The organism is Bradyrhizobium sp. HKCCYLS2038, assembly GCF_051167655.1.
Classification (GTDB): Bacteria; Pseudomonadota; Alphaproteobacteria; order Rhizobiales; family Xanthobacteraceae; genus Bradyrhizobium.
The window spans coordinates 279,707-302,498 of sequence record NZ_JBNPTM010000001.1 but is presented as its reverse complement, the minus strand read 5'-3'; the positions used below and the strand labels follow the sequence as shown (position 1 = coordinate 302,498).

The window sequence follows — 22,792 nt, the reverse complement described above, 5'->3', positions numbered from 1 at the left end:
GGCCAGCATGCCGGATCACACCGCCCTGTGGTTATGGGTCCCGGCGTTCGCCGGGACGACGGCGGTGGGTGTGGCTCGACTTCGCTCCATCTCATGCATCGGCGGAGACGGAGCGGAAAAAAAATATGGGCCAGCCGCAATGCGGCTGGCCCTTTTGCGTTTGCAGCCCTACTCCGCCGCGAGCTTCACGTCCGGCGCGGCGGCGCGGACGTCGGCGTCGACCTGGGCTTCGAACTTGGCGAAGTTCTTCTGGAACATGCCGACCAGGGCGCGGGCGGTCTTGTCGAACTCGGCCTTGTCCTTCCAGGTGTTGACCGGATCGAGGATCTCGCTCGGCACGCCCGGCAGCGCCGTCGGCACCGCGAAGCCGAAATACTTGTCGGTGCGGAACTCGACGTTGCGCAAGCTGCCGTCGAGCGCCGCGGTCAGAAGCGCGCGCGTCACCTTGATCGGCATGCGCGAGCCGGTGCCATACTTGCCGCCGGTCCAGCCGGTGTTGACCAGCCAGCAGTCGACATTGTGGTCGGCGATCAACTGCCGCAGCATGTTGCCGTACACGGACGGGTCGAGCGGCAGGAACGGCGAGCCGAAGCAGGTCGAGAACTCCGGCTGCGGCTCGTTGCCGAGCCCGCGCTCGGTGCCGGCGACCTTGGCGGTGTAGCCGGACAGGAAGTGATACATCGCCTGGGCCGGCGACAGCTTGGCGATCGGCGGCAGCACGCCGAAGGCGTCGGCGGCGAGCATCACCACGTTCTTCGGATGCGGCGCGCGTCCGGTGCGCGAGGCATTCGGGATGTAGTCGAGCGGATAGGCCGAGCGGGTGTTCTCGGTCTTGGAGCCGTCGTCGAAATCCGGAACGCGGTTGTCCTCGTCGAGCACGACGTTCTCGAGCACGGCACCGAAGCGGGTCGACGCCGCATAGATCTGCGGCTCGGCGTCCCGCGACAGCTTGATGCACTTGGCGTAGCAGCCGCCTTCGAAGTTGAACACGCCGGACGGACCCCAGCCGTGCTCGTCGTCGCCGATCAGGGTGCGGTTCGGATCGGCCGACAGCGTGGTCTTGCCGGTGCCGGACAGGCCGAAGAAGATCGCGGTGTCGCCCTTCGGGCCGACATTGGCCGAGCAGTGCATCGGCATCACGCCGCGCTCGGGCAGATAGTAGTTGAGCGTCGTGAACACGCTCTTCTTCATCTCGCCGGCATAGTAGGACCCGCCGATCAGGACGATCTTGCGGGAGAAATCGATCGCGACGACGTTCTGCGAGCGCACGCCGTGCCGCATCGGGTCGGCGCGGAAGCTCGGCATGTCGATGATGGTGAGTTCGGGCACGAAGGTGTCGAGCTCGATTGTCTCGGGGCGAATCAGCAGCGTGCGGATGAACAGCGAGTGCCAGGCGAGCTCGGTGAACACGCGCGTCTTGATCCGGAAAGCCGGATCGGCGCCGCCATAGAGATCCTGAGCAAACAGGCTCTTGCCTTCGGCGTGCTTGAGGAAGTCCTGATACAGCGCCTCGAACTGCTCGGGCGTGATCGCCTGATTGCCTGCCCACCACATCTTCTCGGTGGAGGCATCGCGCACCGTGAACTTGTCCTTCGGGCTACGACCGGTGAACTCGCCAGTATCCGCGCACAGCGCCCCGTCGGCAGACAGCACCGCCTCGCCCGCCGCCAGCGAATACTGATAGAGCTGGGGCGCGCCGAGATTCCAATGCACCTGCTTGAGGTTCTTTAAGCCGAACTTGTCGGCACCGAAGGCACCGTTGCGAATACCCGTTTCTTGCACGAAAATCCCTCCTGAGAACCCGCAGCCGTTTGCGCGCGAAAACGTGGACGCGCGGTGCGCGGTGACCGTTACCGTTTACATCGCCTTATCAAGCGCGGTCGCCGACCTAATACTGATCAACGCTGGTCTTGCCAAGACGATCCGGATGAATTGGTTATTGCTATCGGCTGATGTACGTAGCTCATCTTCGCTGCGAAATTGCCCATCGGATCAGCAGCTTGATGCAGCGCCAAGCATATTGCGGCGCAACAAATATATCAGCGCGAATCGGTTTCGCCGAGCAGCACGAATGGCGCCCAAACCGAAGGATGCGCGCTGTCCGGTGAAGCTCGATCGTCGAGCAGCGCAAGCATGGCCTGCCGCAGCGCCTCGCTGCGACCTAGGGTCGGATGCTCCTTGAGCCGGTGAAACGTATCGGTCATCAACCGCGTCGCGGCCGCCGAATCCACAGCCCAATGCGTGACCAACAGCGCGCGCGCACCGGCGTAGAAGAACGCCCGCGCCAGACCCGACAGCGCCTCGGCGCCGGGCTTGTCACCGGCAATGGTATTGCAGGCCGACAGCACGACGAAATCGGCGTTGAGCTTCAACTGCGCGACTTCGCTGGCGGTGAGAAGACCGTCGTCGAGCGGCGACGATACGCTGGGAATGCTCAAGGCCAGCGACGGCTCGGCAATGCCTTTCACGTCGCCGGCCACGAGGCCGTGGGTTGCAAAATAGACGATCTTGTAATCGGCCAGCGCCGCGCGCTTGACGGTGGCCTCGCTGGCGTCACGGCCGAGATGAAGATCGGACGCGGCGACGCCGAGATCGGCCGCGACAGCATTGAGTTCGTCGGCGGTGTCGGGGAGCTGCGGCAAAGCACGCGCAAGCTGCGTGGGATCGACACCGGCGCCGCGCCAGAAGTCCGTGTAGGCCAGACTGGCAATGCTCCGTGCCGCCAGCTTGCCGGCGCCACGGGTGCCACTCGCGCGTGACGGATCGAACACCGGATCACCGAAGCCGATCATCGGCTTGCCGCCGCGATCGCCGCGCGCCGCGCTGCGCAGCGCCTTGAGGCTGGCGAGCGAGGGCAGCACCGAGACCGCCTGACGCCGCAGCAGCCAGGGGGCGTCGCGATAGCCGGCCACGCTGTCGGGCACTGCCTGCGCCGGCGGCGCCGTCAGCAGCAGGTGAAACGGCAACGCCGTCAACGCGCCCGACGGCACGACCAGCAGGCTGCGCTTGGTCTTCGTCAGCTCCTCCACCGGCGCCAGCAGCAGAGAGTAGAGCTCGTTGGCGACCGTGAGATCGAACGCGGCGTTCGCACCGCCGTCGCCCGCTCCGCCCGGCGCGAGGCCGCGCCGGAAACGCATGACGTCGCGCGCAAGTGCGTCGGCGCCGCGCGGGATCTGCTTCCAGTCGTAGCCCTCGCGAGTGATCGCCAGCACAAAGGACGCCTGGTCGACGAGCGCAAATGCCACCAGCGCCTCGTTCTCGGCCAGCAGCGGCTGGATCTCGCCCAGTCTCAGCGGCAGCGGATTCGAGAGCGCCGTGTAGTCTGGAAACTCGCGCGCGAGCGTGCCGCGCAGCGCCGCGCGCTCGGCCGCAACAGTGGCAAGCCGCGCCCTGTCGCGCTGCTCGGCGGCGAGGTCGCGCTGCCCGCGGGGACGCGACACCGCCGCAACGAGACTCTTGTCGAGCGCCTCGCTCTCGGCTGCGAGATCCTGATCCTTGCGCACCAGCTCGGCCAACCGGTCTGTGCCCGCGGCGAGCCGGACGGCGAGCTTGTCGACGGCGGCCGCGGCCTGCAACTGCGTGCCGCGTTGGATCACGTCGATGGCCTCATCGAACCCCTTCGTCGCCGGCAGGCTGCCGTCACGCGCGGCCGCAAACAGCACCGGCAGGGCCACCTTCGCCTGCGCCTGGCCGCGCTGGACGGTGCGCTCGACCAGCGGCAGCGCATCCGGAATACGACCCGCCGCCTGGTACAGCCCAGCCAGATTGTTGAGCGCCGTCACCGCGTCCGGATGATCCGGCCCCAGCGCCCGCTCGCGGATCGACAGCGCACGGACGAACAACGGCTCGGCTTCGCCGAAGCGCTGCCGGCGCTGCGCGAGATCGGCGAGGTTGTTGAGCGAACGCGCGACATCGGGATGGTCAGCACCGAGCAGCTTTTCGCGGATGGCCAGGGATTGCCGGACCAACGGCTCGGCTTCGTCGAACCGGCCGTCGCCCTTGGTCAGCTGGCCGAGATTGTTGAGCAAGGTCGCCACCGGCGCGCTCTCGTTGCCCGCGGCCTTGCGGTAGATCGCGAGCGCGCGCTTGAACAGCGGCTCGGCCTGGCCGTGGCGGTCCTGTCGCTCGTACAGCGTGGCGAGGTTGTTCAGCGCCTGCCCGACGTCGGGATGCCCGGGTCCGAGCGCCTTCTCGCGGATCGCCAGCGCCCGCGTGAACAGCGCCTCCGCCTCCGCATAGCGCTGCTGGCGCTGATACAGCGCCGCGAGGTTGTTCAGCGCCGACGCGATCTCGACGCTGTCGAGCCCGAGCGCGCCCTCGTAGAGCGAGATGGCGCGCTTGTAGATCGGCTCGGCTTCGGCATCGCGGCCGAGCGAGGCGAGAACCTGACCGAGATTGGTGAGCGCCGCCGCCAGCTCGCGCTTGTTGGAGGCCGCTTCGAGGCTCGCCACCATCGCCTGCGCCAGCGGCAAGGCCTCGCGGTATTTGCCGGCGCGGCTGAGCGCGATGATGCGGCCGCTGTCCGCCGCGAGATCGGTCTTCTGGGCGAGGCATGGAGCTACCAGCGCGCTCGTGATCAGCGCAGCGCCCATCGCGATTGCCACCCGCTTGCAGATACGCATCATCAGATCTCCGCCAAGGACGGAGATAGGTCGCGGCGTCTATCGATGGCGTTCAAGACGGCGGATGCTGCAACCTCTCCCCGCTCTTTGCGGGGGCGCGACGAGCTTCGCTCGCGCTGAGGGGTCGGATTGCGCAGCAATCCGCGTGAGGGCATGGCACGAACGGGGCCCAGGCCGAAGTCAACGGACGGGCACAAGGCGTGCGCGACGATGGAAACGTCGAAGGAGTCCTCACCACCGTATGCGGAGCGGACAGGATTAGTTCGCAGCACAGAAGCCGCACCGCCCGTGCGGCTGCCACTCACCCCGCCCCTCTCCCCGTGAAGAACGGGGAGAGGGAGCAGACCGCCTGTATGGCGCGCGTCCGGCTTGATCAGGTTTCGTTCGAACTCACTATCAGTCCTTCGCCCGCGCCTCGTCCGCGAGCCGCACCAGCATCTTGCGCAGGGCTCCGGGCGTGGTGACGCGCTCGGGGAAATCCAGCCGCAGCGTCCGGCCATCGGCCATCAGATCGAGCCCGTCGGGATCGCAGCCGCTGCAGCGCCATTCCGCGGCGTCGGCGCCGCAAAGCTTCGTCGCGTAGAGCCCGAGCGCGTCGCGGTGATCTTCGTTCATGTGATCGACGGCGCCCTGCTCCGCGGCGAGCAGCTCGGCGGCATCGGAGATGTCGGTCAGAAACTGCTCGGGCTTGAGGTCGACGATGCGGCCGAAGCCGGCGACGAGATGCGTGCCGGCCGGGCGAATCACGAAGAAAGAGAAGTCGGCAAAATCGGCATAGTCGCTCGCCGACGGATGCGCATTGAGATACCGACGACGCAGCGAATGGCTGTTCTCATCAGTTGCCTGCTCGGCCTTGCCGGACAGCATGATGCGTGAGCCTTCGAGCGGATCGCCGGGCGCGCGCTCGTCAAGCATCAGCGACACGCGCTGATCGGAGAGAATGTTTTTCGTGTGCACTGCTAAGCGCGAAATCAGGATGATCGGCGCGCCGTCGGCGGCGGTCGCAACGTTGACGAGGGAACAATAGGGATCGCCTGACCCCGTCATCAGGGTCGCGAGCGCGCCCTGTCGGCTTCTTCGCAGCAGAGACCGGGTGGCGCGGTTAGGGTTAAAGCTCGGCTGCATCGTCTTTGCCTCGTCCATCCAGTTGCAATGAGGGCCTTTTTTCGGCTAAACGGGCCACAAACTTGGGCGCAGCACAAGACTTTGCCATGGTATTTGTGGAACTCGGTCACACTTCAGCCCAGCTTGCATTGCTCGTTGACCATGTTCGAAGCCCAAATACGCGGCCCTTATCTGGATTATCGTAGTCTCGGCTAACCAGACTCTGAAAGCAGGCTCATGCCCACAATCGCCTTGGTCGATGACGACCGTAACATTCTGACATCCGTCTCCATCGCGCTCGAGGCGGAAGGCTATCGCATCATGACCTATACCGATGGTGCATCGGCCCTCGACGGTTTCCGGACCAGCCAGCCTGATCTGGCCATTCTCGACATCAAGATGCCGCGCATGGACGGCATGGAGACGTTGCGGCGGCTGCGGCAGAAGTCCGACCTGCCGGTGATCTTCCTCACCTCCAAGGACGAGGAGATCGACGAACTGTTCGGCCTCAAGATGGGCGCGGACGACTTCATCCGCAAACCGTTCTCGCAGCGCCTGCTGGTCGAGCGCGTCAAGGCCGTGCTGCGCCGCTCGCAGCCGAAGGATCCGACGGCGCTGCCGAAGGAGAACGACGCCAAGGCGCTGGACCGCGGCCTGCTGCGCATGGACCCCGAGCGTCACACCTGCACCTGGAAGAACGAGCCGGTCACCCTGACGGTCACCGAGTTCCTGATCCTGCAGGCGCTGGCGCAGCGTCCGGGCGTGGTCAAGAGCCGCAACGCGCTGATGGACGCGGCCTATGACGACCAGGTCTATGTCGACGACCGCACCATCGACAGCCACATCAAGCGGCTGCGCAAGAAGTTCAAGATGGTCGACGACGAGTTCGAGATGATCGAGACGCTCTACGGCGTCGGCTATCGCTTCAAGGAAACCTGAAGCCTTGTATCGGCGGCGTCGGGCGAATTTGCGCGCTGACGTCGCGGACGACATGGGGTAACATCTCGGTGCCGGCGGAGCCACCGGCGCTGACGGAAAGGGCCATAGGTCCACGAATCGAAGTTGCGATGCCGCTGCTGGCGCGCTTTCTGTCGGAACTTCCCATGAAGGTCGCGCCCGCTTGACGATGACGACGGCTCCTCTGCCTCCGGAGTTCGCCCAGGAGCCCGCCGGACACGCCTTTCGAACTTCGGAGTCGGAGCGCTCACATTGCTCGATCGAACGCATCCTGACCCCGGCCAGCACGCTGACGCCCCCCCGCCATCCGTGGTCTCCGACGTGACCGACGGTGTCGTCGACGAGACCCCGAAGGTCTCGGCTTGGCAGCGTCCGGCAAGCTGGCTGCGCCGCGCCGGGCAGTTCCTGTTCGCGCTGTCGTTCTCGAGCCTCACCCGCCGCATCGTTTCGCTCAACATCGCCGGTCTGCTCGCGCTGGTGGCCAGCGTGCTGTACCTGTCGCAGTTCCGCGCCGGCCTGATCGACGCCCGCGCGCAGAGCCTGCTGGTGCAGGCCGAGATCATCGCCGGCGCCATCGCGGCCTCCGCGACGGTGCAGACCAATGCGATCACCATCGACCCCGAGCGCCTGCTCGACCTCAAGCCCGGCGAGAGCTACGGCGCGCCGGACGAGTATTCGCCGCTCGATTTCCCGATCAATCCGGAGCGCGTCGCGCCGGTGCTGCGCACGCTGATCTCACCGACCAAGACGCGCGCGCGCATCTACGACCCGAATGGCGGGCTGCTGCTCGACAGCCGCAATCTCGAGAACGTGCTGCGCCTCGACCTGCCGCCGCCGTCGAACGAGAAGCCCGGCTTCGTCGAGCGCGCGCTGATCTCGGTGCGCACCTGGCTCAACCGCGGCGACCTGCCGCTGTATCGCGAATACGGCCCCGAGAACGGCAACGGCTACGAAGAGGTCACCGACGCGCTGAAGGGCCAGAAGCGCAGCATGGTCCGGGTCAATTCGCGCGGCGAGGTGATCGTCTCGGTCGCCGTGTCGGTCCAACGCTCGCGCACCATCCACGGCGCCTTGATGCTGTCGACGCAGGGCGACGACATCGACCAGATGGTCACCGCCGAGCGCCTCGCGATTCTCAAGGTCGGCGGCGTCGCCTCCGCGGTCATGATCGTGCTGTCGCTCCTGCTCGCCAGCACCATTGCAGGCCCGGTGCGCCGGCTCGCCGACAGCGCCGAACGCGTCCGCCGCCGCATCAAGACCCGCGTCGAGATTCCCGATTTCACCCGCCGCCGCGACGAGATCGGCCATCTCTCCGGGGCGCTGCGCGACATGACGGATGCGCTCTACAACCGCATCGAGGCGATCGAGATGTTCGCCGCCGACGTCGCCCACGAGCTCAAAAATCCGCTGACCTCCTTGCGCTCGGCGGTCGAGACCCTGCCGCTGGCGCGCAACGACAACAGCCGCGCTCGGCTGCTCGCGGTGATCGAGCACGACGTGAGGCGGCTCGACCGCCTGATCTCGGACATCTCCGACGCCAGCCGGCTCGATGCCGAGCTGCAGCGCCAGGACATGACCCTGGTCGATCTGCGCCGGCTGCTGACCACGCTGACCTCGGTCGCCAACGAGACCAAGATCGGCACCGACGTCGCCGCCGAGGTCCGATTCGAGGGCCGCGGCTCCAGCGATACGTTCTCGGTACCGGGCCATGATTCGCGGCTCGGCCAGGTCATCTCCAACCTCTTGTCGAATGCCCAGTCGTTCTCGGCCGCGGGCGGCAAGGTGCGAATCACCTGCCGGCGCGTCCGCTCCGAGATCGAGATCATGGTCGACGATGACGGTCCCGGCATCCGCGAGGACGCCCTGCAGCGCATCTTCGAGCGCTTCTACACCGACCGGCCGCACCAGGGTTTTGGCCAGAATTCCGGCCTCGGCCTGTCGATCTCCAAGCAGATCATCGACGCCCATGGCGGACGCATCTGGGCCGAGAACCGGCCCGGCCCGGTGGACGAGGACGGCCATCCGACCTCCGCCGGCGCCCGTTTCATCGTCCGGCTGCCGGCATCTTGACCGTAGGCTCCGCCAGCATCCACGCATCCGCCGTCAGGGTCGGGGAGCGGGCGGTGCTGATTCGCGGCCCCTCTGGCTCCGGCAAGTCACGTCTCGCCTTCGACCTGATCCTGGCCGGACGCGCCGGACAGATCCCGCCAACCGTCCTGGTCGGCGACGACCGTGTTCATCTCGCCACACGTGGCGGAGAAATGTGGGTCAGCCCCGCCCCGGCCCTCGCCGGCCTGATCGAGATTCGGGGGCTCGGCATCCGCTCCTGCGACTTCGTGTCCGACGCGCCAATCGGTCTCGTGGTCGATTTGATGGCAGAGGATGGGCAGCGCCTTCCGCCGCCGGAAGCGCTGCGTTGGAACGAAAACGGTATTGAATTGCCGCGAATACCGGTCGGCCGTGGCTACCCGCCCCTGCTGCTGGTTGTGGCCGCCCTGACCACGACCAAGAGTTCATGACCCGGTAATCTTTCGGCCAATTGTGTGAAGCGAATTGGTAACCATATCACCCCCACTATGGCGCCCCGATAGACCGTCGCCAGCTCCCCCTCCCCTCATCCTCAAGCCGGGAGATTCGCGAACATGCCCTCTTGCGCGGGGGCTCCGGATGGTCAAAGTGGCGCGTTCGTGCGGTGCACCCAAGGCGCCCGCGAGGAGTATCCGATGATTGGCCTGGTACTGGTGACCCATGGGCGCCTCGCCGACGAGTTCAGAGCGGCGCTCGAACACGTCATGGGTCCTCAAAAGCAAATTGAAGCGGTCACGATTGGCGCCGACGATGATTCCGACCTCTGTCGCAGCGACATCATCGAAGCCGTGAACCGCGTGGACACCGGCGACGGCGTCGCCATCCTGACCGACATGTTCGGCGGCACCCCGTCGAACCTTGCCATCTCCTGCATGAGCCGGCCCAAGGTCGAGGTGCTCGCGGGCATCAACCTGCCGATGCTGGTGAAGCTCGCCAAGGTGCGCGAGGAGCGCTCGCTGCCCGACGCTATCGCGATGGCGCAGGAGGCGGGACGCAAATACGTCACCATCGCCAGCCGGGTGCTCGCCGGCAAATGAGCGACGAGGACGCGCCGCAGGACAATATCGCCGGGCCCTCCGTGCCCGCCGACGCGATTTCGCGGGAGCTCCTGATCACCAACAAGCGTGGCCTGCATGCGCGGGCCTCTGCCAAGTTCGTGCAGATGGTCGAGAAGTTCCAGGCCGAAGTCTGGGTCACCCGCGGCGGCGAGACCGTCGGCGGCCGCTCGATCATGGGCCTGATGATGCTGGCCGCCGCGCCCGGCACCAAGATCCTGGTGTCCGCGAAGGGCTCCGAAGCCGAGGCCGCGCTGCAGGCGATCACCGACCTGGTGAACGACAAGTTCCAAGAAGAAGGCGTGTGAGGTTTCGCTGCGCTGTCATTCCGGGACGTGCCTCGTCAGAGGCGCGGGCGCGGAATCCATAACCACAGGCCGTTGTGTTCGGCTCAGTCTCGGACGACCCGGCCAAAAACACGGGCCTGTGGTTATGGATTCCGGGGCTCAGCCCTTCGGGCTGCCCCGGAATGACGACCTCCTTTGGGGCCGCAGGCTCCGGACTGCAGCGAGATTCGCTACCTCGCCGCCGGCCCCTGAACATACACCTTCCAAACGATTGCAGGGCCCGCCTGGCCGTGGAAGAAGCGCTGGGTGGTCATCACGACAGGCTCGGCCCTGGGCGCTTCCTTGGCCATCCAGGCCTCGCAGGCGGCGATCCGGTTGTCGGTGGTGTCGCAGACGCCGATGAAGCCGTCGCGCTTGAGGTCATCGAGGGTGCTCAGCCCCGAGCCCCAGGTCTCGTCCGCCAGAAAGGGCACTGTGAACGGCCGCGGGTGATCCGGGCTGTAGAAGGTCATCGGCGCGTTCATCTCGGAGTAGCCGGCGACATGCGGCCAGGGCGAGCCGAACCGGGCGTGCCAGGCCTTGGTCAGCTCCCGTGCCAGTTCCGATCGCCCGCCATAGCCGGTGGCGCCGTTCGGATTGGCGGCCATTTCGCGCCGCGCGATCCACGGCGAGGCGGCGAGCGTGAGCAGCGAAAGCACCAGCCAGACGGCGGCCAGCCGCGGCAGCATCACCGATCGCAGCCGTAGCGCGGGGATTGCGACCAGCGCCAGCGGCACCAGGAAGAACAGCGAGATGCCCCAATCGGTCTTCATGTAGACCGTGAAAGCGAGGCCGCCGAGCGGCGGCCCGACGGCAACGATCGCCTGCACCAGCCAGACGTTGAGGGCTTGGCCCACATTGACGCCGGGATTGGAGCCACGCCGCCAGTTCGCAAACGCGAATCGCGGCGGCCAGGCGAGGACCAGGGCGGCCAGCACCACCGGCACGGCGAGCAGCGCCAGATTATGACCGACATAGCCGAGCACGAGCTCGGCGGCCCGGCCGCGATCGGACAGCGAATAGACGTCGCCGGCATAGGTCAGCGGCACGAAATCGACCTGCCACAGCCAGACCAGATGCGGGATCATCGCGACCAGCATCGTGGCGATCGCGACCCAGGGCGCGGGCGACGCCAGGAAGCGCAGCCGGTCCGGGTGCAGCAGCGCCGCCAGACCGATCGCGCCGATCATGGTCAGCACCCAATATTTGGTCATCAGCGCCGCGGCGCCGGCAAGGCCGAGCCAAACGCCCGACGCGACGGTGCGCTTCTCGAAGGCATGCAGATAGGCCAGCACCAGCAGCGGCAGCGTCAGGATCTGAACCAGATCGGCGTTGTACTTGAAGCCCTTGAAATTGAAGATCGGGTACAGCGCGACCATCACCACGACGAAGAACGCCCGGCGCCGGTCGACGACCTTCAGGCTGGCGAACCAGATCGCGACGAGGCCACTGCCGTTGACCGCCATCGCCAGCGCATAGGTCGCCCAATCCTTGACCGGAAACACGGTGAACCACAGCCCGGCGATCCAGCCCGACAATGGAGGGTGCTTGCCGTAGCCGAGCAGAAGCCGGCTGCCCCAGGCATAGGCCTCGGCGACGTCCATGTGGACGTCCTGGGCCGCCTTCAGATTGGTCAGGATCGCGGTCCACAGCACCACATGGGCGAGGACGAAGGCGACCACGACCCAGGGCGAGGCCGCCGGCGCGGTCGCGCGCGCCACCAGCCAGGCAGCGATTCTCTGCAATCCGAGGCGGCTGCGCAGGCGGGCCGGAGCGTGCGGAAGGGTGGTACTCGACATGGGCCTTCGGTAGCCTGTTTTCAGGCCACGGGGAATCAGCTTGGCGTGAAGAAAGGCCCTGGAAATTCAGCAATATGGTTGCTGGTCGGGGGCTCCAGGTGCTATCTGCGCGACCCATGACGACCGCCCCCATTCCCAACATCCGCAACTTCTCCATCGTCGCCCATATCGACCATGGAAAGTCCACACTCGCCGATCGCCTGATCCAGATGACCGGCGGCCTGTCGGACCGCGAGATGGCGGGCAAGGAGCAGGTGCTCGATTCGATGGACATCGAGCGCGAGCGCGGCATCACCATCAAGGCGCAGACCGTGCGCCTGCAATACCGCGCCAAGGACGGCAAGGATTACATCTTCAACCTGATGGACACGCCCGGCCACGTCGACTTCGCCTACGAGGTGTCGCGGTCGCTGGCCGCCTGCGAGGGCTCGCTACTGGTGGTCGACGCGAGCCAGGGCGTCGAGGCGCAGACGCTCGCCAACGTCTACCAGGCGCTCGACAACAACCACGAGATCGTTCCGGTCCTCAACAAGATCGACCTGCCGGCCGCCGAGCCGGAGAAGATCAAGCAGCAGATCGAGGACGTCATCGGCATCGACGCATCCGACGCAGTGATGATCTCGGCCAAGACCGGCCTCGGCATTCCAGACGTGCTGGAGGCGATCGTCACCCGGTTGCCGCCGCCGAAGGGCGACCGCGAGGCGACCTTGAAGGCGCTGCTGGTCGACAGCTGGTACGACGTCTATCTCGGCGTCGTGGTGCTGATCCGCGTCGTCGACGGCGTGATGAAGAAGGGCCAGCGGGTCCGGATGATGGGCACGGGCGCGGCCTACGACGTCGAGCGCGTCGGTTTCTTCACGCCGAAGATGACCCAGGTTGACGAGCTCGGCCCCGGCGAGATCGGCTTCATCACCGCCGCGATCAAGGAAGTGGCCGACACCCGCGTCGGCGACACCATCACCGACGACCGCAAGCCGGTCACCGAGATGCTGCCGGGCTTCAAGCCGGCGATTCCGGTGGTGTTCTGCGGCCTGTTCCCGGTCGACGCCGACGATTTCGAGACTCTTCGCGCGGCGATGGGCAAGCTCAGGCTCAACGACGCCAGCTTCTCGTTCGAGATGGAAACCTCAGCCGCGCTCGGCTTCGGCTTCCGCTGCGGCTTCCTCGGCCTGTTGCACCTGGAGATCATCCAGGAGCGGCTGTCGCGCGAGTTCGATCTCAACCTGATCGCGACCGCGCCATCCGTCATCTACAAGATGAAGCTGACCGACGGCGAGGAGATCGAGATCCACAATCCCGTCGACATGCCTGACGTGGTCAAGATCGCCGAGATCCAGGAGCCATGGATCGAGGCCACCATCCTGACGCCGGACGAATATCTCGGCAGCGTGCTCAAGCTCTGCCAGGACCGCCGCGGCAATCAGAAGGAGCTCACCTACGTGGGCAGCCGCGCGATGGTCAAATACGACCTGCCGCTCAACGAAGTCGTCTTCGACTTCTACGACCGGCTGAAGTCGGTCTCCAAGGGCTATGCCTCGTTCGACTATCATCTGACCGACTACAAGCCGGCCGACCTCGTGAAGATGCAGATCCTCGTCAACAACGAGCCGGTCGATGCCCTGTCGATGCTGGTGCACCGGACCCGCGCCGAAGGCCGGGGACGTGCGATGGTCGAGAAGATGAAGGACCTGATCCCGCCGCACATGTTCCAGATCCCGATCCAGGCGGCGATCGGCGGCAAGGTGATCGCGCGCGAGACCGTGCGCGCGCTGCGCAAGGACGTCACCGCGAAGTGCTACGGCGGCGACATCACGCGTAAGCGAAAGCTTCTGGAGAAGCAGAAGGAAGGCAAGAAGAAGATGCGGCAGTTCGGCAAGGTCGACATCCCGCAGGAAGCCTTCATCGCCGCGCTCAAGGTGGATAGCTGAGGACGGATCTCGGTCCGAGCGCGGCCACCGGCGCCCTCATTAGACACGGCCTGCGAGTTTCGACGCGCGAGCCTGTTCAAGCTCGGGGAAGGCCGCATAGCCTTCCATCTTGTAGCACGCGAGCGGCGTGCCGTCGTCGCCAGTGAGGTTGATGCCGCGGCTGGTCTGGACGCCAGCCCGCAGCGTCTCGGTTCCGTCCGCTGCCGTCTGGATGACGATCAAAGCAGTTCTCCGAACGTACATGTCCAGCGCAGAGTCGATCTTGGCCCGCACGCAATAGATGGTGACCGCGGCCGTCGTGGGCTTCAGCCAATTCTGCCACTCGCGGAGCTTGATGACCTTTGGTCCGGCCAGCTCGGCATTGAGGAGCGCCACCTTGCGCCCGGAAGCCAAGGCCGCGTTCTTCTCCAGCAACTCGGCAATGAGCTGACGGCGGCGTTGCAGATGGGCTGGAGCGAGTGTCTTCTCCCGCGCCTCCAGACGTGCGACGTCGTCGTCGAGCGGATCGGTGGTTGGAGCCGCATTCGCGCCGGCGGCCTGCTCCGACGGACTGCTGCCCTGCCCGGCGCAGCCCGACAACATCGACCCGAGCAACATCGCGACGACCACGATCGGCCAAGGCTTCCGAATTGGCGGACACCACACCAGCACAGCCTGCCCCCAACCCGTAGAAATCCGGAGCTCCCCGCCGACAGCAGTAACGTTCGATCTCTGCGGGCGTCAACGCATTGATGCAGCCTCGGCACTCATTCAACCGGCCTGCACCGGGCGCGAGGCGCTCTGCCGCCGCGAGTGGCTTGCGTCGCACGAGGCTACGCTCGTGCGTTCCATCGACAAATCTAAACTACCGTAGAATCACGGTATCCGTTCCTTAACGGTATTCTGAGACCTTGCTGTAAAGCAAGGAATGCCCCCGAATGTCCCGTCTCCGCTCGATCTCCGCCCGCCTCATCATCGCGCTCTCGCTGACCGTCGCCATCGCCTGTGCCGTGCTCGGCACCTTTTCCGTCATCCAGCAGCGCGCGCTGACGCGGCTGGCGCTGGAGCAGCAGCTCAAGCTGCAGTTCGACAGCGTGTCGGCCGGCATTGACTACGAGGGCCGCGCGGCGCTGGCGGTGAGTTCGACACTGGCTGCGCTGCCGCCGATCGCGGACGCTTATCTGAAGGGCGACCGCGATGCGCTGGGCACGCTGCTCGGCGGCGCCATGCCCTTGCTGAAGGCACAGGGCATCCCGCTGGTGAACGTGTGGGCGCCGCCCGCCACCAACTTCTACCGCGTGCATGAACCCAAGGTGTTCGGCGACGACACGTCCAAGCGCCGCATCACGGTCGTGCAGGCCAACCAGACCGGAAAGCAGATCGCCGGCGTCGAGCAGAGCCGGCTGTCGCTCGGGATTTTCGGCATGACGCCGATCATGCGCGACGGCAAGGTGATCGCGACCGTCGACGTCGGCGCCGCGTTCGGCAAGGAATTCGTCGAGCGCGCCAAGCAGCGCTTCGGCATCGACCTCGCCGTCTACTGGATCAACGACGGCCAGCCGAAGCGGCTGTCGTCGACGTTCGGCGACGACGTCGTCGCCACGCCCGACGAGGTGCTCGCGGTGTTCAAGGGCGCGCCGCTGCAGCGTGACGCGACGCTGTCCGGCCGCCCGGCAGCGCTCTATGTCGGCCAGATCCGCAACTATGCCGGCGATCCGGTCGCGGTGCTCGAGCTGATCAAGGACACCACTGCCTATGAAGCGGCCGCCGCCAGCGCGCAGCAGCAGCTGATCGCCGGCACACTGGTGATCCTGCTGCTCGCCGTCATCGTCGCGCTGTTCGTGGCCCGCGGCATCTCCCGTCCGCTGATTGCGATCACCGCCGTCATGCACCGGCTGTCGAGCGGCGACACCGAGGTCGTGATCCCCGGCGGCCAGCGCAAGGACGAGCTCGGCACCATGGCGCAGGCGGTCGACGTATTCCGCCGCAACATGATCGAGACCAGCAGCCTGCGCGAGGCCCAGGAAGCGACGCAGCAGCAGGCCGAGCGCGACAAGCAGGCGCTGCAGCGGCAGATGGCCGACCGCTTCGAAGCGGACGTCAAGGGCGTCGTCTCCGCCGTCGCCACGGCCACCGCCGACATGGAGCGCGTGGTCCAGGAGATCACTGTCAGCGTCAACGGCACCTCGCAGCGGACGGCAGCCGCTGCGGCCGCGTCGGAAGAAGCCTCGAACGGCGTGTCGACCGTCGCAGCCGCCTCGGAAGAGCTCGCCTCCTCGGTGACCGAGATCGGCCGTCAGGTCGCGCATTCCAGCAAGGTGGCCGACGGTGCCGTCATCAAGGCACGGCAGACCACCGAGATGGTCAGCAGCCTCGCGGCGGCCGCCGAGAAGATCGGCGACGTGCTGCGCCTGATCGACGCCATCGCCAGCCAGACCAACCTGCTCGCGCTCAACGCCACGATCGAGGCCGCACGCGCCGGGGACGCCGGCCGCGGCTTTGCGGTCGTGGCCGCCGAAGTCAAGGAGCTGGCGGGGCAGACCGCGAAGGCGACCGAGGAGATCGCCGGCCAGGTCAGCTCGATCCAGGCCGCGACGTCGGCTTGCGTGACCGCGATCGGCGGCATCAGCGCCACGATCCAGGAGATCAGCGGCGTTGCCGCGACCATTGCGGCGGCGGTCGAGCAGCAGGACTCGGCGACCCGCGAGATCGCGCGCAGTGTCCAGCAGGCGGCCTCGGGCACCAACGACGTGTCGCGGAACGTCGTCGGCGCCAGCGATGCCGCCGAACAGTCGCGCCAGCTCGCCGACCACGTCATGGTCGCCACCCGCGACCTCGGCAAGCGCGCAGGCGAACTGTTCAGGAGCGTCGACACGTTCCTCGCCGGCCTGCGCCAGGCGGCGTAGTCATGGGTGCCAACACAGCCCGCCAAAAAAACGCTGTCGTCCCGGCCTCGAGCCGGGACCCATAGCCACCGAAGCTGGAGTGGAGTGAGCTGGAGCCACAGCGGCGCATCACCGCAGGCAGCACGGAGTATGGGTCCCGGCGTTCGCCGGGACGACACTGATGATGGCGTGAGAGCCGGGCTCTCGCGTTCATACGCCCGCAGTCAGCGCAAAGCCCTCGTCGAGCCAGCCGGTGATGCCGCCGATCATCATCTTCACCGGCAGCCCGAGCCGGGCGAGGCGGATGGCGGCGCGGTTGGCGCCGTTGCAGTGCGGGCCGGCGCAGTAGACCACGAACAGCTTGTCGTTCGGATACGCGGCCATGCGCTCTGCCGTCATGGTCCGGTGCGGGATGTTGATCGCGCCGGCGACGCGCCCCTTGGCAAACGAGGCTGGTCCGCGGACGTCGACGAGAATGAAATCGGGGTCGACGCTCTTCAGGCTCTCGTGAACGTCCCAGCAGTCGGTTTCGAATTCCAGCATGGCCTCGAAATGAGCGAGCGCCTGGGCCGACGACGCTGCGGGCACTTCGGTGACATGGGTGGTCATCGTCTCTCTCCTGCTGTGTTGCGCGAGGTGGCCTAGTCTCGCGCGCAGCGCTCCGCGTCCCAAGTGACGGATCGGACAAAGTCCGGTAAGTTTCCGCCAATGTCATCAGCCGCAACCAGCCATCGGTCCGATCCAGGCCTCGTTGCCGTCATCACCTATGACGGGCTGTGCACGTTCGAATTCGGCATCGCCGTCGAAGTGTTCGGACTGCCCCGGCCGGAATTCGACTTTCCCTGGTATGAGTTCAAGGTCGTCTCAGCCGAAGGACAGCGCTCGCGTGCGATCGGCGGCATCGTCGTCGAGGCCGGCGCGCCGCTTGCCCGCCTCAAGGACGCCAGGACGATCGTCGTACCGGGCTGGCGTGATCGCAATGAACGTCCGCCGGACAGGCTGCTGCGGGCGATCGCGCAAGCCTCCGCGCGGGGTGCGCGCTGCCTCTCGATCTGCTCCGGCGTGTTCGTACTGGCGGCGGCGGGGCTGCTCGACGGCAAGCGCGCGACCACGCATTGGCGGCACATGCCCGACCTGAAGCGGCAGTACCCGGACATCCGCGTCGAGGAGGACACGCTCTATGTCGACGAGGGCAATGTCATCACCTCCGCGGGCAGCGCCGCCGGGATCGACGCCTGCCTGCATCTCGTGCGGCGCGACTTCGGAGCCAAGGTTGCCAACTCGGTTGCGCGCCGGCTGGTGATGCCGCCGCATCGCGACGGCGGCCAGGCGCAATATGTCGTCGCACCGGTTCAAGTGCGCCCGGGTGCGACGATCGGCGAGGTCATGGACTGGGCGCGTGCGCGGCTGTCACGACCGATCGCGATCAGCGCCATGGCCAAGCGAGCCCGGATGAGCGAGCGAACCTTCCTGCGCCGCTTCCACGAAAGCACGGGAGCGCGTCCCGGCGCCTGGCTGCAGCAGGAACGCATGTCACGCGCACGCGAATTGCTGGAGAGCGGGGCGATGTCGCTTGCGGACATCTCGGCGCAGTGCGGCTACCAGTCGCTTGAAACCTTCCGCGCCGCCTTCCGCCGCAACCTCGGCACCTCGCCGGCGGCGTATCGCGCGCGGTTCAGACGAAGCGCGTCCTGATGTTGGCGATCACCCCACGAGCGAACCGCCAATTAGTTGCTCGTCATGCCCGGGCTTTGCCCGGCCATGACGGCGGAGAGAGATCCGGCAACACGGAGGTTCTCGGGAGCGATCACCGCTTAGGTTGACTAAGCCACCAAGGCTTTGCCCGACGATGACCCATCGGCCGCATCGCGCTGCGCCTGCAGTAGGCCTATAATCTCGGCATTGGGCCGCGGGCGGCTGAACAGATAGCCCTGCGCCTCGTCGCAGCCTTCGGCGCGCAGGCAGCGCAGCTCGGCCTCGGTCTCGACGCCCTCGGCGGTGATGGTGACGCCGAGGCCCTTGCCGAGGCTGACGATCGAGCGAACGATCGCCTGGGCCTCGCGATTGGCGGCGAGGTCGCGGATGAAGGACTGATCGACCTTGATCTTGTCGAACGGAAAGCTGCGCAGATAGCTCAGGCTCGAATAGCCGGTGCCGAAATCATCCATCGAGATGCGCACGCCGAGCGCGCGCAGCGCATGCAGCGTCGCCAGCACCTGTCCGCTCTTCTCCAGCACCAGGGTCTCGGTGATCTCGAGTTCGAGCCGGCTCGCCGGCAGGCCCGACTGTTTCAGCACATCCATCACCATCGACAGCACGTTGCCGGCACGGAACTGCAGCGGCGACATGTTCACGGCGACGCGAACATCGTCGGGCCAGTTCGCCGCATCGCTGCAGGCGCGGCGCAGCATCGCGCGTCCCAGCGCCGAGATCAGCCCGGTCTCCTCCGCAATCGGAATGAACTCGGACGGCGGGATCATGCCGCGCTCCGGATGCGGCCAGCGCACCAGCGCCTCGAAGCCTGTGATGCGCCCGGTCGCGAGATCGATCAGCGGCTGATAGTGCGGCTGCAGCGCGTCGTGCTGGATGGCGTCGCGCAACTCGCTCTCCAGCCGGCGCCGACGCTGTGCCCGTGCATCCATGCCGGCTTCGAAATAGCTGAAGGTGCCACGCGTCTCGGTCTTGGCGCGCGACAGCGCCATGTCGGCGTTCTTCAACAGCTTCTCGGCATCGTCGCCGTCGTTCGGCGCCATCGCGATGCCGATCGTCGCAGCGATCGTCACGGCGCTGCCGTCGATGAGATAGGGATCGGCGATCGCCTGCAGCAGGCGGCCGCAGAGCTGAGCGGCATCCTCGGGGCGCGCCAGACCGCCCTGCACGATCGCGAACTCATCCGAGTTGAGGCGCGCGACGATGTCCTCCTGGCGCAGGATCGACCGCAGCCGCTTGCCGACGCCGCGCAGCAGCCGGTCGCCGACGGCATGGCCCAGCGTGTCGTTGACCGACTTGAAGTTGTCGAGACCGAGCACCAGCACGGCGATCTTCTCGGAGCCGCGCCGCATCTGCAGAAGCTTGTCGTCGATCTGCTGGCGCAGCAGGTTGCGGCTCGGCAGGCCGGTCAGTGCATCGTGCTGAGCCAGGAAGGCGAGCCGCGCCTCGGCGCGCTTGCGCTCGGTGATGTCCATCAGCGCCAGCAGCACCGCCCGCTGGTCGTTGTGAACGAGGTCACGCGAATAGATGGCGAGATCGATCAGAGTGCCGTCGGCGCGGACATGCTTCCAGGTGCGCGCCGCCCGCTCTTCATCTGATAGTTCGCCGGCCCAGGGTGGCTCGCTCTCATAGGCTTGAAGATTGCGGATGCTGAGACGCTCGAACGCCGCGCGGCCGTAGCCATAATGCTGCGCGGCGGCTTCGTTGACGCTCAGCACACGGCCATCGTCCCTGGCGCAGACGATCATCGGCACCGGATTGCCGTCGAACAGCAGCCGGAACGATTCCTCGCGCTGCTTCAGCTCGGTGATGTCCACGCGCAGGCCGATGACGCCGCCGTCGCGGGTCAACCGCTCCTCGATCAGGATGGTCCGGCCGTCGGCCAGTCGCTGCTCGTGACGTCCGCTGGGCTGAAACAGCTTCTGCAGCCGCTGCTCGATCCACTCGTCCTCGCGACCGGCCGCTTCGGGATAATCGCCGCGCGCCACGCCGACCCGGATCGTGTCCTGCAGCCGCGCTCCCGGCGCGAACAGATCCGAGCTGCGGTTGTAGATCTCAGAGTATTTCTTGTTCCAGAGGATGTAGCGGCCGTCGGAATCAAGGAACACGATTCCCTCGGGAAGAATGTCGATCGCCTCCATCAGGCGGTCATGCGCCTTCTTTGCCTCGGCAATCGCGGCGTCCGCCGCGGCGCGTGGATCCGCGACGTCGCGCGCCTTGGCGGTCATCCGCACGTTCAGCCGCCCGAGCTTCGGGAATGGCTTGGCCGGCAGTCGGGAACCACGGGCGCGGGGCGCGCGGGCCGGCTTCTTGGACTTGGTTGGCCGAACGGGCCGCATCGCGTGCCTCTCTCTCCTTCGTGAGAGGCAGTGTTCCGCCAAGTGTCTAAGGAATGGTATCTTGATGCAGGCCCCCAACGGCGAGAGGCGGCACAAAATGATCTATTTGCTCACGTATTCCCGCGAGCCCGCTCCTGCGAAGTTCAGTCGATACAACCTGGAATAGGCAGCAGCGGCGAGCCGCCCGGCAAAAATACTCGCATACCGGGTACGGACCATCAAGACACCGTTCAACTGTCGAACGAAATCAGGCAATTGAACCTTGTTGGGCCGGTTCCGCCAAACCGACAGCAGGGTTACGGGCCGGTTAAGATCGCCATGAATCCGCGCGCCCTTCCCTGCCCGCTTACAACCGCTACACTGCAACGCATGCAAGCTCGCCTGATTCTGCTCGCAGCCGTCGTCGGAATGGCCGCCCTGGCCGGGGCCGCGCCGCTTTGGGCCCAGGACAAGGGCAGCGTGGAGCCGAAGGCGCTGCCGCCGCTGGCCCATCCGGACGCACCGGACACGCCGGCCAAGGAGCTATTCGCCCGCCGGCTGCTGCCCTCGGCGCAGCCGACCAAGGTCCTTGGCACCTACAATCGCGGCTGCATCGCCGGCGCCGAGCGGATGCCGATCAATGGCGACGACTGGCAGGTGATGCGGCTGTCGAGGAACCGCAATTTCGGTCACCCGCTGATGATCGCGCTGCTCAAGCGGCTTGCGGTCCGTGCGCACAAGGATGCCGGCTGGCCCGGCATCCTGGTCGGCGACATCGGCCAGCCGCGCGGCGGCCCTGCGTTGAGCGGCCATGCCAGCCACCAGATCGGTCTCGATGCCGACATCTGGCTGACGCCGATGCCCGAGCACCGGCTGTCGCGCAACGAGCGCGAGGAGATGTCGGCGGTCATGATGGTGCGCCCCGACCGCCTCGACGTCGATCCGCGCGTGTTCACGCCGGGACATCTCGCCGTGATCCGCGCCGCGGCGAAGGAGCCCTCGGTACAGCGCATCTTCGTCAACGCCGCGATCAAGAAGGCGCTGTGCCGCGACGCCCGGGGCGACCGCAGCTGGCTCACCAAGGTGCGGCCGTGGTGGGGCCACGACTACCACTTCCACATCCGCATGGTCTGTCCGTCCGGCAATCCGGACTGCCACGGCCAGACCGACCAGGACGGCGGCGACGGCTGCGGCGACCTCGACTACTGGTTCTCCGACGCGGTGCTGCATCCGCCGCCGCCGAAGGAACCACCGAAGCCGCCGCAGCCGATCACCATGGCTCAACTGCCGCCGAGCTGCCGCGCCGTGCTGCATGCGCCGGATGCCAGGAATTGAGTCGCAAGGCACATACTTCAGCCTCGCGGCCAGGTCCGCTGATCGGCTAAGCTGACGACATCGCGCCGTAAGCGCGATCATTTCACATCGGGACGACGGTCCCACGTCCTCATGGATCCGCTGCGTCCGGCTCGAACCGCAGCGCATCTGCGTGCGAGACCGTCATCATGCCAACCCGTTCGTTGGGCGCCGCCGCCCTCCTCCTCACCCTGTTCGCGACCACGGCCACGCTCGCGGCTGAGCCCAGCGGCTGCGACAAGTTCAAATGGGACATCGGGCGTGAGCGGGCGACGTTGACCGCGAGCAACGCTTCAAAGCTGGATTCGGGCGCGGAGATCGCAGCACTTCCTGCATCGAGCCTGTCGCTCAGCTTGCGTCCGCCCGTCGACGCCAAGCTGCCGACCCCGCCGGAACGCACGCCGAAGGACGGCACCTTCGCCGGCTTCGTGCGGCTCGTGACCGCCCCAAAAGCGGGCATCTACACCGTGAGCCTGTCAGCCGCGGCCTGGATCGATGTCGTGCAGGACGGCAAGATCCTCAAACCGATCGCCTTCAGCGGCGCCACCGATTGCGACGGCATCCGCAAGACTGTGAAATACGAGCTCGGCGCCCAGCCGATCCTGCTACAGATCAGCGGCGCTCCGGACCCTTCGATCTCGGTCGCGATCCTGTCGGCGGAGTAAGAC

General features: G+C 66.5%; 17 protein-coding genes. 10 read left to right on the top strand and 7 right to left on the bottom strand.

The annotated features are described in order from the left end of the window. Positions 1-168: 168 nt before the first annotated feature. From ACQR1I_RS01340 to ACQR1I_RS01330, 3 genes are all read right to left on the bottom strand, one after another. Complete coding sequence (locus ACQR1I_RS01340) at positions 169-1,782, bottom strand: phosphoenolpyruvate carboxykinase (RefSeq protein ID WP_434865389.1); 1,614 nt, start codon at positions 1,780-1,782, stop codon at positions 169-171. 257 nt (positions 1,783-2,039) lie between these two features. Beyond that, positions 2,040-4,622 (bottom strand): CHAT domain-containing tetratricopeptide repeat protein, encoded by a 2,583-nt coding sequence (locus ACQR1I_RS01335; RefSeq protein ID WP_434865883.1) that lies wholly within the window; start codon positions 4,620-4,622, stop codon positions 2,040-2,042. A gap of 396 nt (positions 4,623-5,018) precedes the next feature. Then, positions 5,019-5,747, bottom strand: a complete 729-nt coding sequence (locus ACQR1I_RS01330; RefSeq protein WP_434865388.1) for a HugZ family protein — start codon at positions 5,745-5,747, stop codon at positions 5,019-5,021. Between the two features lie 216 nt (positions 5,748-5,963). Between ACQR1I_RS01330 and ACQR1I_RS01325 the strand changes: the two genes are divergently transcribed. From ACQR1I_RS01325 to ACQR1I_RS01305, 5 genes are all read left to right on the top strand, one after another. Further along, positions 5,964-6,665 (top strand): response regulator transcription factor, encoded by a 702-nt coding sequence (locus ACQR1I_RS01325; protein WP_434865387.1) that lies wholly within the window; start codon positions 5,964-5,966, stop codon positions 6,663-6,665. A 270-nt stretch (positions 6,666-6,935) separates the two neighbouring features. Further along, positions 6,936-8,753: a stimulus-sensing domain-containing protein gene (locus ACQR1I_RS01320; RefSeq protein ID WP_434865386.1), complete on the top strand. Its 1,818-nt coding sequence runs from the start codon at positions 6,936-6,938 to the stop codon at positions 8,751-8,753. After that, on the top strand, positions 8,750-9,202 hold the full coding sequence (locus ACQR1I_RS01315) for an HPr kinase/phosphorylase (RefSeq protein ID WP_434865385.1): 453 nt from the start codon (positions 8,750-8,752) through the stop codon (positions 9,200-9,202). The genes ACQR1I_RS01320 and ACQR1I_RS01315 overlap by 4 nt, the downstream gene beginning before the upstream one ends. A 204-nt stretch (positions 9,203-9,406) precedes the next feature. Then, positions 9,407-9,808, top strand: coding sequence for a PTS sugar transporter subunit IIA (locus ACQR1I_RS01310; protein WP_006611446.1), 402 nt, complete (start codon positions 9,407-9,409; stop codon positions 9,806-9,808). Continuing rightward, entirely contained in the window at positions 9,805-10,134 is a 330-nt protein-coding gene (locus ACQR1I_RS01305; protein WP_434865384.1) for an HPr family phosphocarrier protein, read from the top strand. The genes ACQR1I_RS01310 and ACQR1I_RS01305 overlap by 4 nt, the downstream gene beginning before the upstream one ends. A 209-nt stretch (positions 10,135-10,343) precedes the next feature. Here the strand turns inward: ACQR1I_RS01305 and ACQR1I_RS01300 are convergent, their stop codons facing one another. Further along, positions 10,344-11,951, bottom strand: coding sequence for a glycosyltransferase family 39 protein (locus ACQR1I_RS01300; protein ID WP_434865383.1), 1,608 nt, complete (start codon positions 11,949-11,951; stop codon positions 10,344-10,346). 116 nt (positions 11,952-12,067) lie between these two features. Between ACQR1I_RS01300 and lepA the strand changes: the two genes are divergently transcribed. Then, positions 12,068-13,879 (top strand): translation elongation factor 4, encoded by a 1,812-nt coding sequence (gene lepA / locus ACQR1I_RS01295; protein ID WP_434865382.1) that lies wholly within the window; start codon positions 12,068-12,070, stop codon positions 13,877-13,879. A 39-nt stretch (positions 13,880-13,918) separates the two neighbouring features. Here the strand turns inward: lepA and ACQR1I_RS01290 are convergent, their stop codons facing one another. Further along, positions 13,919-14,488, bottom strand: a complete 570-nt coding sequence (locus ACQR1I_RS01290; protein WP_434865381.1) for a hypothetical protein — start codon at positions 14,486-14,488, stop codon at positions 13,919-13,921. A gap of 308 nt (positions 14,489-14,796) precedes the next feature. Between ACQR1I_RS01290 and ACQR1I_RS01285 the strand changes: the two genes are divergently transcribed. Beyond that, positions 14,797-16,764: a methyl-accepting chemotaxis protein gene (locus tag ACQR1I_RS01285; RefSeq protein WP_434865380.1), complete on the top strand. Its 1,968-nt coding sequence runs from the start codon at positions 14,797-14,799 to the stop codon at positions 16,762-16,764. A gap of 189 nt (positions 16,765-16,953) precedes the next feature. Here the strand turns inward: ACQR1I_RS01285 and ACQR1I_RS01280 are convergent, their stop codons facing one another. After that, positions 16,954-17,352, bottom strand: a complete 399-nt coding sequence (locus ACQR1I_RS01280) for a rhodanese-like domain-containing protein (protein ID WP_434865379.1) — start codon at positions 17,350-17,352, stop codon at positions 16,954-16,956. 99 nt (positions 17,353-17,451) lie between these two features. Between ACQR1I_RS01280 and ftrA the strand changes: the two genes are divergently transcribed. Beyond that, on the top strand, positions 17,452-18,438 hold the full coding sequence (gene ftrA, locus ACQR1I_RS01275) for a transcriptional regulator FtrA (protein WP_434865378.1): 987 nt from the start codon (positions 17,452-17,454) through the stop codon (positions 18,436-18,438). Positions 18,439-18,566: 128 nt separating this feature from the next. On the opposite strand, the gene ACQR1I_RS01270 is transcribed toward ftrA, so the two are convergent. Next, positions 18,567-20,792 carry a putative bifunctional diguanylate cyclase/phosphodiesterase gene (locus tag ACQR1I_RS01270; protein ID WP_434865377.1) on the bottom strand — a complete coding sequence of 742 codons (2,226 nt, stop codon included), beginning with the start codon at positions 20,790-20,792 and terminating at the stop codon, positions 18,567-18,569. A gap of 369 nt (positions 20,793-21,161) precedes the next feature. Between ACQR1I_RS01270 and mepA the strand changes: the two genes are divergently transcribed. Together mepA and ACQR1I_RS01260 are read left to right on the top strand one after the other, a co-directional pair. After that, positions 21,162-22,106, top strand: coding sequence for a penicillin-insensitive murein endopeptidase (gene mepA / locus ACQR1I_RS01265; protein WP_434865376.1), 945 nt, complete (start codon positions 21,162-21,164; stop codon positions 22,104-22,106). Positions 22,107-22,273: 167 nt separating this feature from the next. Then, positions 22,274-22,789 (top strand): hypothetical protein, encoded by a 516-nt coding sequence (locus ACQR1I_RS01260; protein ID WP_434865375.1) that lies wholly within the window; start codon positions 22,274-22,276, stop codon positions 22,787-22,789. Positions 22,790-22,792 lie beyond the last annotated feature (3 nt).

Bases quoted from the DNA above. Each gene is read 5' to 3' on its own strand.
- ACQR1I_RS01335 (WP_434865883.1), bottom strand. From the start codon at position 4,622: ATGCGTATCTGCAAGCGGGTGGCAATCGCGATGGGCGCTGCGCTGATC.
- ACQR1I_RS01330 (WP_434865388.1), bottom strand. From the start codon at position 5,747: ATGCAGCCGAGCTTTAACCCTAACCGCGCCACCCGGTCTCTGCTGCGA.
- ACQR1I_RS01325 (WP_434865387.1), top strand. From the start codon at position 5,964: ATGCCCACAATCGCCTTGGTCGATGACGACCGTAACATTCTGACATCC.
- ACQR1I_RS01310 (WP_006611446.1), top strand. From the start codon at position 9,407: ATGATTGGCCTGGTACTGGTGACCCATGGGCGCCTCGCCGACGAGTTC.
- ACQR1I_RS01305 (WP_434865384.1), top strand. From the start codon at position 9,805: ATGAGCGACGAGGACGCGCCGCAGGACAATATCGCCGGGCCCTCCGTG.
- ACQR1I_RS01300 (WP_434865383.1), bottom strand. From the start codon at position 11,951: ATGTCGAGTACCACCCTTCCGCACGCTCCGGCCCGCCTGCGCAGCCGC.
- lepA (WP_434865382.1), top strand. From the start codon at position 12,068: ATGACGACCGCCCCCATTCCCAACATCCGCAACTTCTCCATCGTCGCC.
- ACQR1I_RS01285 (WP_434865380.1), top strand. From the start codon at position 14,797: ATGTCCCGTCTCCGCTCGATCTCCGCCCGCCTCATCATCGCGCTCTCG.
- ACQR1I_RS01280 (WP_434865379.1), bottom strand. From the start codon at position 17,352: ATGACCACCCATGTCACCGAAGTGCCCGCAGCGTCGTCGGCCCAGGCG.
- ftrA (WP_434865378.1), top strand. From the start codon at position 17,452: ATGTCATCAGCCGCAACCAGCCATCGGTCCGATCCAGGCCTCGTTGCC.
- ACQR1I_RS01270 (WP_434865377.1), bottom strand. From the start codon at position 20,792: ATGCGGCCCGTTCGGCCAACCAAGTCCAAGAAGCCGGCCCGCGCGCCC.
- mepA (WP_434865376.1), top strand. From the start codon at position 21,162: ATGCAAGCTCGCCTGATTCTGCTCGCAGCCGTCGTCGGAATGGCCGCC.
- ACQR1I_RS01260 (WP_434865375.1), top strand. From the start codon at position 22,274: ATGCCAACCCGTTCGTTGGGCGCCGCCGCCCTCCTCCTCACCCTGTTC.